Origin of the sequence: Blautia caecimuris (assembly GCF_024622975.1) — a bacterium.
GTDB classification, from domain to species: domain Bacteria; phylum Bacillota; class Clostridia; order Lachnospirales; family Lachnospiraceae; genus Blautia_A; species Blautia_A caecimuris.
Genome location: NZ_JANJZT010000015.1, coordinates 56,158 through 70,047 on the forward strand (window position 1 = coordinate 56,158; position 13,890 = coordinate 70,047).

Consider the following 13,890-nt stretch of genomic DNA (forward strand, 5'->3'; position numbering starts at 1 on the left):
TCTCTTCTCCTATATCCGAATATCAACAATTTTTCTTCCCATATAATAGGCTCCTCCAAACAGGGCAAGAGCTGTCAGCTTGATCACCACATTGACAGGAGTGTTCTGCACAATGGACATATCGCCCATTCCACCAAGCATCAGCATCAGAACAACCGGCATCAGAATCATAATGTTCAGGTCGTTTTTGTTTGCAGTGAGAAGGGTTCGTATTTCCATTTCTGTCTCAATTTTTTCATTGATGATCTGTCTTGTCTCTCCCACGACCTTTTTCAGATTTCCTCCGTACCGGTTTGTCACCTCAAAAATAGTGGCAAAGCTTTCAATATCGTCCAGATGACTTCTCAGGGCAAAATTTGACAGCATATCGTCAATATTCTGTCCATTATACAAACCGCTGACCATGAGCTTCAGCTCATGTACAATATCTGCTTTTTCTCCATATATGGAAATCAGATCCGCACACGCGTCCTGAAAAGCGCCCTGTGTATTTTTGCCTGCTGAATAGGAGGCGGATAAGGATTCCATCATATCCCGGAACTGAAACAGAAGATTCTGCATTCGTTTTTCCTTCAGGTAATTTCTGTATTTTGCGATTCCCGGAACAGCCAGAAGCCCTCCTGCAATAACAGAAAACAGAATACTCCTGAAAAATACCATGCAGACAAAAAATCCTGTTCCAAATCCCATCAGGGCCCCCAGACCTTTTTCCACAAAGTTCATCCGGTACACGTAATAATCATCTGCATGTCCGAAAAGCGCCTTTTCCGGCACATATTTTTTTCTGTGTTTTTTATTTTTTGCTCTTGCCTCTTTTATATGTTTTTCTTTTGCCTGTCCTGTCTTTTTCATTTTTACAGGCTTTTCTTTTATTGCTTTCTCTTTTTTTACCTTTTCTTTTTTCATGGCTTCCCCTATATTCTGCTGCTGACTCCCTGAAGTCTCAGTTTATAGTCATTTCTCAGAGGATTTCCGGTTCTTACCAGATGCCCCTCTACTTTTTCCAGTGTGCTTCCCTCTGTTTCTTTAAAAACAAACAGAGGATTCAGCTGAATCTCCCCGTTTTCATATCCAAGGACTTCTGTGATCTCCATGGTGCGTCTGGATTTATCTCTCAGCCTGGATAAGTGGATGATAATATCCAACGCAGAGGAAATCTGCTGACGGATAGCCGGAAGAGGCAGTCCGTCGTTGCCCTGAAGCACCATTGTTTCCAGTCGGCTTAACATATCCCGGGTGGAGTTGGCATGGCCGGTAGAAAGAGAACCGTCATGTCCGGTATTCATAGCCTGCAGCATATCAAGTGCCTCTGCTCCGCGTACCTCTCCCACTACGATCCTTTCGGGGCGCATACGAAGAGCAGAGCGGATCAGATCGCGAATGGAAATTTCTCCTCTGCCTGATGTATTTGCATTTCTTGTTTCCAGGCTTACCAGATTCTCTATGTTTTTGATCTGAAGCTCTGCCGAATCTTCAATGGTGATAATACGTTCATCCCTTGGAATAAAATTGGATAAAGCGTTCAGAAACGTTGTTTTTCCCGAACCGGTACCCCCGCTGATAAAAATGTTATATTTTGCCCGGACCAGCTTTTCCAGAAAGGCCGCCGCCTCTCTGGTGAGCGAGCCGTATTTTAACAGCATTTCCACTGTCATAGGCGTTTTTGAAAACTTTCGTATGGTAACAATGGGACCTGACAGGGAAACCGGAGGAAGCACCACATTAACACGGGAGCCGTCGGGAAGTCTGGTATCCACAATAGGATTGGCCTGGTTCACTTCCTTCCCTGCCTTTCCCACGATTTTCTGGATAATATCCTCCAGCTGCCGCTCATTATCAAATTTCTTGTTCAGACGATACAGCCGTCCTGCATGTTCCACAAAAATATGATCCGGACCGTTGATCATCACTTCGGTAATGCTGTCGTCTGCCAGGATCTCATCCAGGATCCCAAGCCCCCGAATGGAACTGAATACCAGCCGCACTACCCGTGATCTTTCCTGTGGTGACAGACTGACCTTTCCAAGCTTGTGATCCGCCACGTCAGCAATTCTCCGCATGAGCTGTTCATCTGACGCGCGGCTTAAAAGCATGGCGTCTGCCAAAAGGAAACGTTTGATCTCAAGCACAAGACGGCTTATCATTTCCTCTGAAAGCATACTCTCACCTCATATATTTTATTTTTTCGACTTCTGTTTACTCTGCGTAAACAGTAACCTCTGAGATACAGGTATCCTCCCAGCTTGTGCCCGGATACACATCTTTCAGCTCCAGACGCATACTGTCTGCATTTACAGAAGGAGACACCTCCACCCATTCGACTTTCCGTTCCCCTGTAAAGGTAACCTGACCGGAATAATCTCCAAAAACAAGGTTCACTGTCTTCGGCTTTGCATTTCCATAATAATATTTGTCGTTTTTCCAGTTTCCCAGTTTAAAGGCAATGTATTTTACTTTGTGAATACCATCAAAGCTGAAACTTACTGATTCATTGATTCCATAGCCTGCCACGCCCTCCTGCCAACTTGTATCATCTTTTTTGTCAAAAAGCAGCATGGCATTGTTGTTTGTTTTTGTCTGCGAGATGGTGGAGGTGGCATTTGCAGAAATAACAGAAACCTCTTTTAACAAGGAAACATCCGGTGTTCCCTCATAAAGCACTGCTGAGGCAGTAGCCTCCTCTGATACACTGGCCGGAGCCGGTTCCGGGTGATTTTCTGCTGCCTGCTGTTCTGTGTTCTGAATTTTTTCACTGCCCTGGTCCGGGGAAAGCTTTTCCTCACCGGAGGCTGGCGCTGCCTCCTGTGCGGAATCCTGCGTTTTTTTATCTGTATTTGCAGCTCCCCCTATTTTAATCTCCACGTTTTCTGTCTCTGAACTCTCGTCCGTTTTTGTTTCTTCATTTTTTTCTGTTATTTCTATAGAATTACTTTCCTGATCCTCTGTTTCTTCTGATTCTCCTGAACCCTCAGAGGTTTCTTTCATGGCTGTTTTAACGGGATTTACTACCACATCATCCTTTGGAGCGCTGTCGGGTTTTAATAGATACCAGATCAGACCTCCTGTTACAAGTATGATTGCAATTGTCACCGCAATGCTGACAATCCATGTGGTCTTATTTCCGCCTTTCCCTCCCTGAGATGGCTGATTGTCCGGAACGAACGGCGCCTCCCACTCAAAAATATCCTGCTCTCTTTCTTGATTAATATTATCCTCTTCATTCCCTTTTGGGATATTTTCCGACCCTACAGGTGAACCGCAATTTGGGCAGAATCTGGCATTATCTTCAAGTTTTGTTCCACATTTTTCACAATACATGTTTCTCTTTCCCTGCTTTCCTGTACCAAATATTTCATTTTCCATATTTAAAACAAAATGATATGGAAAACAATTTTGGGCGCTGCTTCTCTGTTATCTTTTTACAATATTCAATTTGTTTCTACAATATGTGGCATTCATTGTGGACAATCTTTTTTTACGCTTATATTTCCTGTTTTCTTCCAGAAGCCACCTCACTGTACAAGTTCGGGATAAAAAGTCCTGAAACTGCAAAAACGGGGCGACACTCTAAAGAATATCACCCCAACGCCTGACAAAGAACGAAAAAAACACCGGTTCAAATGTGGTTACTCATAACCCTCATCTGAATCGGTGTTTCCCATATACTTTTATTCTGTTTTTTCTTCTGAATCATTTTCCTCAGAAGCTTCTTCCTTCAGCGCCGCTTCTTCAGCAGCCTCTGGCTCGTCTGCTTCTTCTTCTGTTTCCTCTGATGACTCAGCTTCCGGAGAAGCTTTCTCTTCGGTTTCATCTGCAGACATCTCAGCTTCCGGGGAAGCTTCTTCTGTTTCTTCTGCAGGCTCTTCACTGGTTTCCCCAGCATGCTCTGCCGCTTCCTCAGCTTCTTCCCATGCAGCGAAAGCCTCATGGATCTCTTCCTCTGTTTCTTCCAGTTCCTCTTCTGTGTCTTCAGGGAATTCAAATTCCTCAAAATCATCATCAAAATCATCAAACTCGCTGACTCTTTTTTTCTTCAGTACCATTGCCGCAACTGCTCCGGCTGCTGCTGCCGCCGCTGCTCCTACTGCTACAAAACCCCAGTATTTGTTTCTTTTTGCCATAATATACTGCTCCTTTCACTTCTGACCCTCTGGTCATTATGATATATTCCTAAAAATAATCTTATTTTATTGTACTACTTTTTATCTGTAAAAGAAAGGTTAATATTATATTTGAAATTTTTCAATACAGGTTCTGATTTTTCCTCGGATCCTCTGCAGAGCATTATCAATGGATTTTGGTGTTTTTCCCATGATCTCTGCGATCTGAACATAACCGTACCCCCGGAGATAGTAGTCCAGCACTTTATTTTCCATGGGGCTTAAAGCCCTGCTGATCTCTTTTTCCAGAATCCCGGTAGTTTCCCTGTCGATCACCAGAGCCTCCGGATTTTCTGACCACAGACCTTCCAGACTTCCGCTTTCCTCCTCTTCGCTGAGAGACACATAGGAATTCAGAGGAATATGCTTCTGCCTGGTAGAATTTTTTACAGCACTGTACAGCTGTCTGTCTATGCACAGCCCTGCAAAGGTACGAAAAGACGCTTCTCTGTCCGGCCGGTAGTCCTGGACAGCCTTAAAAAGCCCGATCATTCCTTCCTGTATCAGATCGTCTGTCTCTCCTCCGATCAGGTACATGGCTCTCGCTCTTTTTTTGACTGTTCCCTTATATTTTTCCATCAGATAATCTGAGATTTTACTTTCTCCATTTCGGAGTCTCTCAATCAGTTCTTCGTCACTGCACTGCCCGTAACGGCTCATACTGCCTCCGTTTTCCGTATTTATTCTGCTTTCAGTCTCTGACGCACGATTTCATAGGCAAGCACTCCTGCTGCCACAGAAGCATTCAGGGAATCAATGTCTCCTTTCATTGGAATAGAGGCTGTAAAATCACAGGCCTCTCTCACAAGACGGCTGACTCCCTCGCCTTCATTTCCAACGATCATCCCTATAGGACCGGTAAGATTCAGCCTGTACATGGACTCTCCGCCCATGTCTGCACACACAAACCAGATTCCCTTTTCCTTCAGCTCCTCTATGGTACGCACAAGATTAGTCACCTTTGCTACAGGAGTATAGTTAAGGGCTCCCGCTGAGGTTTTTGCAACTGTGGAAGTCAGTCCCACAGAACGTCTCTTGGGAATGATCACACCGTGGGCTCCTGCCAGATTGGCAGTACGGATGATCGCGCCCAGATTATGAGGATCCTCCACATTGTCAAGAAGAACCAGAAACGGCGGTTCTCCCTTTTCCTCTGCCTTTTCCAGAATCTCCTCAACCGTGGAATACTCATAGGCTGCCACCTGAGCGATCACACCCTGGTGGACTCTTGTCTCACTGAGCTGATCCAGCCGTTCCTTTGACACATAATTGATAATGGTATCTTTTTTGCGCGCCTCTCTGGCTATGGTGCGGACCGGTCCGTCCTGGCAGCCGTCCAGAATAAACAGTTTATCCACGCATCTTCCGGAACGAAAGGCTTCCAGAACCGCGTTGCGGCCTTCTATCTGCTCGCTCATAAAATTTCCTCCCCGATTCCCATACGGATCAGTGTGATCATCCGTGTGTATTCTTCCTTCAAATATAGATACCCTATCAGAGCCTCAAATCCTGTTGCCCTGCGGTAATCTGCCATAGTTGCATGCTTTGCCATAGTAGGAGAATGAGCGTTGCGGCCTCTCCTGTAAACACTTAATTCTTCCGGAGTCAGTTCCTTTTCAATGATCTCCATGATTCCCGACTGGGCTGCCGCCTTTACAAGGCTGCTTGCTTTTTTGTGAAGACGGTTTACCGGACAGTTGCCTTTTTTTACAAGGATTGTCCGGATGATCAGTTCATAAATGCCGTCTCCTATATAGGCCAGAGTCAAAGGAGAATAGCTTCGGATATCCTGTTCCTCCAGATGAAACAGTTCGTTCAGATTACTTAAATTCGTTTCCATTTTACTCCCTCGCGGGTATCCTTAAGCTCGATTCCCATTTCAAGAAGCTGATCGCGGATCTCGTCGGCTCTGGCAAAATTTCTTGCTTTTCTTGCATCCTGACGCTCCTGGATCAGAGCCTCGATATCAGAGTCAAGGGCTTCTTCTTTTTTCAGAACGATCAGTCCAAGAACGTCGCAGAGCTTTACAAGAATATCCAGAAGACTTCCTGCAAACTCTCCGCTGCTCTTTTCATCCACATTTGTATTTGCAAATTTTACAAGCTCGAAAACTGCTGCCAGCGCGTCTGCTGTGTTAAAGTCATCATCCATGGCAGCTTCAAATTTCTGCTGGTAAATATCCGCCTCTTCCAGAAGCTTCTTCTCTGCCTCGCTGGCTGCCTCTGTGTTGGAAGCTTTGCGGTCATTCAGGCGGGCTGCTCCCTCCAGGATACGTTCCAGAGAGTTTTTTGCAGCCTCCATCAGCTCTGCGCTGAAATTCAGCGGACTTCTGTAATGGGCATTCAGCATAAAGAATCTCAGGACCTGCAGATCATACTGCTGGCTGATCTCTCTTACTGTGCGGAAATTTCCAAGAGATTTTGACATTTTACGATTGTCAATGTTCAGGAAACCATTGTGCATCCAGTATTTTGCAAAGATTTTTCCATTGCAGCACTCGCTCTGGGCAATCTCATTTTCATGGTGAGGAAAAATAAGATCCTCTCCGCCTGCGTGGATATCAATTTCTTCTCCCAGATATTTTTTTGACATAACAGAGCATTCTATATGCCAACCCGGACGTCCGTCGCACCAGGGAGAAGTCCAGTAAGGCTCTCCTTCTTTTTTCGGTTTCCACAGAACAAAATCCATGGGATCTTCCTTCTGATCCTCGCCGGAAACCTGCAGAGCGCGGAAGCCTGACTGCAGATCATCCAGATTTTTATGAGAGAGCTTGCCATATTCCTTAAAGTTTTTTACACGGAAATAAACGGTTCCGTCTGCAACCGGATATGCATAACCTTTGTCAATCAGGGTCTGGATCATTTCGATCATGCCATCAATCTCCTGAGTTGCCTGAGGATGTGTGGTTGCAGGTTTTACGTTCATTCCTGCCATATCCTTTTTGCACTCTTCAATATAGCGGCCTGAAACCTCTTCAGGACTTACGCCTTCTTCAATGGCTTTTTTGATGATCTTGTCATCCACATCTGTAAAGTTGGACACAAAATTCACTTCATAACCTTTATATTCCATATAGCGGCGCACAGTATCAAAAATGATCATGGGACGCGCATTTCCAATATGGATCAGATTATAGACAGTAGGTCCGCAGACATACATTCTTACCTTTCCCTCTTCCAGGGGCACGAATTCTTCTTTTCTTCGTGTCATGGTATTAAAAAGCTTCATAATTCCTTTCCTCCGATTTCTGTTTTTCGGTAATGGCAGTTGCCCTGATTCCGGAACTTTAAACTTCTTCCAGAAGGCAGATCGCCTGGGAGGCGATTCCCTCTCCTCTTCCGGTAAAGCCCAGCCCTTCCTCAGTGGTTGCCTTGATATTGATTCTGTCTTCTTCCACGCCCATTGCCTGAACCAGATTTTTGCGCATCTGAGGAATATGAGGCGCCATCTTCGGCTTCTGGGCAATGATCACAGCGTCTACATTTCCCACAGCAAAATGGTGTTGTCTTAAGAGCTCCATAACGTGTGTCAGAAGCTTTACGCTGGATATTCCCTTATAAGCAGGATCTGTATCCGGAAAATGCTTTCCGATATCCCCAAGAGCCGCAGCTCCCAGAAGAGCGTCCATCACAGCGTGGATCAGAACGTCCGCATCCGAATGACCCAGAAGGCCTTTTTCCCACGGAATGTTCACACCTCCAAGGATCAGGTCGCGATTCTCTGTCAGTTTATGTACATCATATCCCATTCCAACTCTCATGGTCATTCTCCTTTCACATCCAGAAGCCGGCTGACTCTTAAAAAGCTCAGTCTCCTTCTCACATAAGGCGCCAGTCTCAGGCTGACAGGCACGATCTCATCGGTCAGTCCGATCTCATAAACACTTTTTTTGCAGCCTGCCAGTTCCATCAGATGAAACAGTTCTTCCTCTTCCGGAAGTTCCTCGATCATCTCTGCGATCATTTCCAGACAGTCTGCCAGCCTGGAGGGATTTATCTCACGAAGAAGCTCCGGATCATTTTCTTTCTGTATTCCTTCCAGAAGGCCTTTGGAGCCGAAATATTTTTCCAGAAGGGCGGAATCTTCTTCACAGGCTTTCAGCTGGCATCGTCCCTCTCTTATAGCGCGGGCAAGCCTTTTATATTCTCTCAGTACAAGAAGAGTTCCAACAGAAACTTTTTCGCCGTGAAGGGCGTCCAGAGGTCCGTTTACCACTTCCATCTCCCAGAGGTGGGAAAGATGATGTTCCGCACAGGAAGCAGGTCTGGAATTTCCCACCATCTGCATGGCAAGGCCGGAAAGGATCAGTGCATACATCAGCTTTTCACAGTCCTCAGGCTGGCCTGAGGCAATTCCTTTCACACAGCTGCAGACTGTTTTCAGGGCTTTTTCTTCCATTTCTATAATTTCACTGCAGATATATTCACCTGTCAGAAGACTGGCTATCTTCCAGTCTGCAAGACAGATATATTTTCCCAGAAGATCTGAAACGCCTGACGCAGTCAGTCTTCTGGGAGCATGAGCAAAAATATCAGTATCAGCAAACACAGCTAAAGGAGCCACTGCCGGTACTGTTTTTTTCAGACCTTTCCAGGTCATTGCCGCAACATTTGATACGAATCCGTCCACGCTGGCCGCAGTGGGAACGGAAATAAAGGGAATTTTGTACTGGTAAGCCAGATATCGGCTGATGTCATGGATGGTTCCGCTGCCTACAGCCAGGATCAGGTCAATATCCTCTTCCATATAATTCTCCACGATCTCCACAGCGTGTTCGTCTGCATGAAGTCCCTCTGCGTCCAGAGTCAGAACCTGACAGCGGTCATAAATATCTTCCATACATTCTTCTGTTGCTTTCAGCGTATTGGTATCGCAGATGAGAAGCGGAGAAATATATTCCTTCAGAAATCCATCTGACATGGCTTCCTCAAGCTTCTTAACAGCACCCTCTTCTATAATGATTTCCTTTACTTCTATATGATGTTCTCTCCCGCACCTGCAAGGTCGGCCAAAGTCATCCGTATCGACTCGCATTTATTTTTTTCCTCCTGATTTCAGATATACTATTACAGTCTGATATTATACATGATTTCCACACAAAAAGAAACCCCCAGATTCCCTCTGAGGATTTCCCATAGCTTCCGCTTTTGTCTTTTTCACACAGTCCCGCCGGATTGCGCCCGGCCATCTTTTTCTGCGTATTTCCTGTCAGATCTTATTTCTCAACAGCTGCAATCATTTCCACTTCGCAGAGAACATTCTTCGGAAGTGTTTTTACAGCCACACAGGAACGTGCAGGCTTGTTTACGAAATATTTTGCATAAATCTCATTAAATGCCGCAAAATCACCCATATCCGCAAGGAAACAGGTTGTTTTTACTGCGTTTGCAAGATCTGTTCCGGCTTCCTTTGCCACAGCCTCCAGATTTTTCATTACCTGCTCAGCCTGAGCTTCAATGGTATCTCCTGCAATCTCGCCTGTAGCCGGATCTACCGGGATCTGTCCGGAAGTAAATAATACTCCGTTTAAAATAATTGCCTGAGAATATGGTCCGATCGCTGCCGGAGCTTTGTCTGTATATACTACGTTCATGTTCAGATCTCCTTTCTTTTTCCGTTCTGCTTTTATTTTATATCAAAAATTTGTAAGGGTCAAGCAAAAAAATTGTATTTTATCAGGTCCCTTCCTTTCAGGAGAGATTCAGATAATTATAGACTACTCCTGAAATACTTCTGATATTGTCAATGGCTTCGCTTCCGCTTTTAAAATCCTCTGACATGACACAGAGAATATAGGTTGTTTTTGGACCATACACAATTGCCATATCGTGCTGATCCGAATCTGTTTCACCTGTTTTGTTGGCTATCGGAATGTCCGCGCTGATCCCTGCCGGAATCTTGGCAGTATTTTTCTGGTTCATCAAAAGCTCCAGCATTTCTGCAGAGGCTTCCTCACTGACACATTCTCCCCGGAAAATTTTTTCCAGAAGGATTCCGCAGTCCCTGACCGTTGTCGTATTATGACCTCCCAGATTCAGCTTCGGAGATGAAGACGGGTGCAGAGTACTCTGATAGGAAGTATTTTCATATCCCTCTTTTTTCAGATATTCATTTACCTTTTCTGCTCCGTCAAGAAAATCATGTTTTTCCGACTGCAGTCTTCCGAGTTCATTACAGGACTCATTATCGCTGACTGTGATCATGTTCCAGAGAAGATCGTCCACTTTTCTTTCTGCTGCCGCACGGTCTGCCTTCATAAACGTTTCCTGATGTGTCAGCACATCTTCCATATTTTCATAGGTTTCTGCCATCACAAAGGCTTTAATTAAACTGGCAGAGTACAAAGGCGTTTCATTCAGAAGGATTTCTTCACCTGTATTCAGATTTTTTACATAGACGCTCCAGACTCCGTCGTATTCGGAGATCATGGACTCAAGCCGGGGCTCTAAGGTATCCATTCCAAGATTCTCAATATCTGAAACCTTTCCTGTGTCATCTACAGGGAAGCCCTCCGGAGTGGTCCCTTCTGCCTGGACCAGAACACCGTTTTCACCTCCGAAATAGTAAGTTCCTGAAAATTTCTGACCGTTGGATGTCATCTCTATTTCATGATATCCGGGAGTTGTGATCATCCGTCCGTTTTCATCAAAAAAATAATATCCTTCATAGGAAGTCTTATCCACCGTCAGCCCGGTCATATATCTGACCTGGGGCGCCGCAGTAAGCTTTCCCAGATTATTTACCATATACAGCCCGTCAAAGCCGGTCTCCGTCTTTGTTCCGTCATTGCCCGGAACCAAGCAGGTGAGCTCTTTCATCTGGACAATGTGGGGATTTCCGGCTTCAAAATGCCCTGACTGGTCATGATAATAAAAACCGTCCAGAACTGTTCCGTCGATTTCCATATGGTCAAAGTAATGAACCGCTGATTCCTCATGTCTGGTTCCGTCTTCCTTCAGACAGTAAAATCCCTCACTTTTTAAAAGATAGGTTTCCGCCCCGTCTCCAACAGGCTTTATCTGCGCCTCGCCTACTGAGGACAAAATACTTTCTGACTCCTGCTCTGCTGCATATACGGGCATTGTCAGTCCCAGGGACAGACAGAGAATGCCGGCGGTCATTCCACGCCGAAAAAATATTCCAGGCATAATTTTTTATGGTCTGATCAGATTTTCAGGATCAGACGTTCCTTTCTCCCAGAATTTACCGGGGTATTCCATACTTATCCCAATCAGCAGTATTTTACCGCTGCATTTTTTACAGTATACCTGAATCTCATTGGATGTCAAGCACATTACGTTTCCAGAAGTCTTTTAATATGCTTTCCACATTCCCCATTCTGCAGATATGCATATCGTTCCATTCTTCCGGAAAAAGGATGCGGTACTCGGTACTTCTGAATCTTTCGTCCATAAGAAGGATGCAGCCTACATCCTCCTTTGTGCGTATCACTCTGCCGGCTGCCTGCAGCACCTTATTCATGCCGGGAAAACGGTACGCATAATCAAAACCATTTTCTCCCAGCCTGTCATAATGCTTTTTTAAAACCTCCCTCTCTGTATTTACCTGAGGAAGGCCTGTGCCCACAATGGCTGCCCCGATCAGGCGGTCTCCCATAAGGTCGATCCCCTCTGAAAAAATCCCTCCCATAATACAAAAGCCTACAAGCGTGGTTTCTCCCTGTTCTTTAAATTCTTCCAGAAATTCCTCCCTGTCTCTCTCATTCATGGACGGGGTCTGGCACACACATGTTACCCAGTCTGCTGCAAATTCCTGTTCATACACCTGCTTTACATCCTCAAGAAGCTTATAAGAAGGAAAGAATACCATGTAATTGCCTTTTTTCTGCCAGGCCATCCTTGCAATATATTCTGCGATCCTGCGGTATTCCTCATAGCCTCTTCTGGTATATCGGCTGCTTACATCCACACAGGTAAGAATACACCGTTTCTCTGGATCAAAAGGAGAGCGTACATAAATGCCATAGTCATCTTCTCTTGTACTGAGAAGCTTCCTGTAATATTGCATGGGAAGCAGGGTGGCTGAAAAAAACACTGTACTTTTTCCTTTGTTCAGACATTCCTGAAGGTTTGAAGCAGGATTTACACAGAAAAGCCGTATCCTGAATTTTCCGTCTTCTTCCTCTGAGGTATAGATCTCATAATTCTCATCCACAAGCTCTGAGATATTCAGGAAATCCCGCACCTGAAAGTAAAAATCAAGGATTCTGTCCACAACCTCCTGAGAAGGCGGCTCTTCCAGCAGCCTGTCCATTTCTCCCTGAGCCTGAAGCAGAGTCAGGGGCAGGGTGCCTGTGCTTTCCAGGATTCTTTCTGTTTCTCCCTCTTTTTTTATTTCAAGAAGCTGTCTGGCAGCCCGTCCCAAAGCCCGGTAAAGCCGCGGACTGTAGGGTTTTATATACTTCCTGATTTCCATAACATCTTCTCTGGCAAGACAGGCGCTGTACATTTCCCTGCCCCGCTCTGCCAGATTATGAGCTTCATCAATAAGAAAAATATAGTCTCCGGATACTCCGTCTCCAAAAAAACGTTTCAGTTTTACATTGGGGTCAAACACATAATTATAGTCGCAGATGACCCCATCCACCCAGGAGCTGAGATCCAGGCACATCTCAAAAGGGCACACCTTCCACTTTTCTGCCTGTTCCAGGATCTTTTCGCGGCTGAAGGACTGTTCGGCAGTCCACAGTTCATAAACCGCATCATTCACTCTGTCAAAATGACCTTTTGCCCAGGGACATTTCTCAGGCGTACACTCGGTTTTTTCGCAAAAACACAGCTTTTCCTTTGCAGTGATGGTCACCGTCTGAAAAAGAAGGCCTTTTGTCCTCAGAATCTCAAAGGCATCCTGAGCAACGGTTCTGGTAATAGTTTTTGCCGTAAGATAAAAGAGCAGCTCCCCTTTTCCCTCTCCAATTGCCCGCACAGAAGGAAATACAGAGGACATGGTTTTTCCCACTCCTGTAGGCGCCTGTACAAAAATCTGTTTTTTGCTGGAAACAGCATGATAAACGCCGGCAACCATTTCTCTCTGGCCTTTGCGGTAAGGAAAGGGGAATTCCAGATTTTTCATGGAGGCGTTTCTTTTTTCCTGCCATTTCAGCCTGAAGGATACCCATTTATGATATTCTCCTGTAAGTTTCTGATACCAGGCTTCCAGCTCTTCTCTGGAAAAAAATTCCCGGAACCGTCGGATTTCTTCTGTATCCAGATGGGCATACGTCATCTGAACGTCTATTTTTTCCAGATCGTTCTGAAGCATATAGATCCAGGCATAACACATGGCCTGAGCCCTGTGAACCTCCACAGGGCTTTCCAGATGCTCCAGTTTTTTGTAAACGCCTTTGATCTCATCAATACACACGGTTTCTTCTTCTGTAAAAATACCGTCCGCTCTTCCCTCTACCCGAAGGATCAGATCCTCATATTCCGTGTCCTGCTTCAGAGAAACCTCAGGCCGGTAGCTGCTTCCCATCTGCTTTTGAATTTTGCGGTGGATACGGCTGCCCTTCTGCATTGCCTCCTTATCCTGTACGCCGCTTCCGCTGTCCAGATCTCCGCTTCGCAGAATAAATTCCACAAGATTACGGACAGAAATGCGGACTACTTTCTTTTCCATTATTTTTCTACTTCCCCCAAAATCTCCCATTAATAAATATAAGTTCTTCCACTTCTGAAAAGGCGCATACCTGTTTCCAGGTTATGCG

13 protein-coding genes are annotated in these 13,890 nt (G+C 45.3%); all 13 read right to left on the reverse strand.

Features of this window, described 5'->3' with window-relative positions:
• Window positions 1-9 precede the first annotated feature (9 nt).
• The 13 genes from NSA57_RS10645 to NSA57_RS10705 all read right to left on the reverse strand — a co-directional run bounded on the left by NSA57_RS10645 (window position 10) and on the right by NSA57_RS10705 (window position 13,802).
• Window positions 10-906, reverse strand: a complete 897-nt coding sequence (locus NSA57_RS10645; RefSeq protein WP_257464820.1) for a type II secretion system F family protein — start codon at window positions 904-906, stop codon at window positions 10-12.
• Between the two features lie 8 nt (window positions 907-914).
• Entirely contained in the window at window positions 915-2,144 is a 1,230-nt protein-coding gene (locus NSA57_RS10650) for a TadA family conjugal transfer-associated ATPase (RefSeq protein ID WP_138270538.1), read from the reverse strand.
• Between the two features lie 52 nt (window positions 2,145-2,196).
• On the reverse strand, window positions 2,197-3,318 hold the full coding sequence (locus NSA57_RS10655) for a zinc ribbon domain-containing protein (RefSeq protein WP_257464821.1): 1,122 nt from the start codon (window positions 3,316-3,318) through the stop codon (window positions 2,197-2,199).
• A 350-nt stretch (window positions 3,319-3,668) separates the two neighbouring features.
• Window positions 3,669-4,121: a hypothetical protein gene (locus NSA57_RS10660; RefSeq protein ID WP_257464822.1), complete on the reverse strand. Its 453-nt coding sequence runs from the start codon at window positions 4,119-4,121 to the stop codon at window positions 3,669-3,671.
• Window positions 4,122-4,226: 105 nt separating this feature from the next.
• A complete protein-coding gene (locus tag NSA57_RS10665; protein WP_147599922.1) occupies window positions 4,227-4,820 on the reverse strand; it encodes a sigma-70 family RNA polymerase sigma factor in 594 nt (197 codons plus the stop codon).
• Window positions 4,821-4,840: 20 nt separating this feature from the next.
• Window positions 4,841-5,578, reverse strand: a complete 738-nt coding sequence (gene rlmB, locus NSA57_RS10670; protein WP_257464823.1) for a 23S rRNA (guanosine(2251)-2'-O)-methyltransferase RlmB — start codon at window positions 5,576-5,578, stop codon at window positions 4,841-4,843.
• Window positions 5,575-6,000 (reverse strand): Mini-ribonuclease 3, encoded by a 426-nt coding sequence (locus NSA57_RS10675; RefSeq protein ID WP_257464824.1) that lies wholly within the window; start codon window positions 5,998-6,000, stop codon window positions 5,575-5,577. Before NSA57_RS10675 ends, rlmB begins: the two co-directional genes overlap by 4 nt.
• Window positions 5,985-7,391 carry a cysteine--tRNA ligase gene (cysS, locus tag NSA57_RS10680; protein WP_147599925.1) on the reverse strand — a complete coding sequence of 469 codons (1,407 nt, stop codon included), beginning with the start codon at window positions 7,389-7,391 and terminating at the stop codon, window positions 5,985-5,987. The genes NSA57_RS10675 and cysS overlap by 16 nt, the downstream gene beginning before the upstream one ends.
• A 58-nt stretch (window positions 7,392-7,449) precedes the next feature.
• Window positions 7,450-7,923, reverse strand: a complete 474-nt coding sequence (gene ispF / locus NSA57_RS10685; protein WP_257464825.1) for a 2-C-methyl-D-erythritol 2,4-cyclodiphosphate synthase — start codon at window positions 7,921-7,923, stop codon at window positions 7,450-7,452.
• Between the two features lie 2 nt (window positions 7,924-7,925).
• Window positions 7,926-9,197, reverse strand: coding sequence for a sn-glycerol-1-phosphate dehydrogenase (locus NSA57_RS10690; RefSeq protein ID WP_257464826.1), 1,272 nt, complete (start codon window positions 9,195-9,197; stop codon window positions 7,926-7,928).
• A gap of 181 nt (window positions 9,198-9,378) precedes the next feature.
• Window positions 9,379-9,756: a RidA family protein gene (locus NSA57_RS10695; RefSeq protein WP_022068483.1), complete on the reverse strand. Its 378-nt coding sequence runs from the start codon at window positions 9,754-9,756 to the stop codon at window positions 9,379-9,381.
• Between the two features lie 97 nt (window positions 9,757-9,853).
• A complete protein-coding gene (locus NSA57_RS10700) occupies window positions 9,854-11,311 on the reverse strand; it encodes a serine hydrolase (RefSeq protein ID WP_147599927.1) in 1,458 nt (485 codons plus the stop codon).
• A gap of 127 nt (window positions 11,312-11,438) precedes the next feature.
• Entirely contained in the window at window positions 11,439-13,802 is a 2,364-nt protein-coding gene (locus NSA57_RS10705; protein WP_257464827.1) for an ATP-dependent DNA helicase, read from the reverse strand.
• Between the last annotated feature and the right edge of the window lie 88 nt (window positions 13,803-13,890).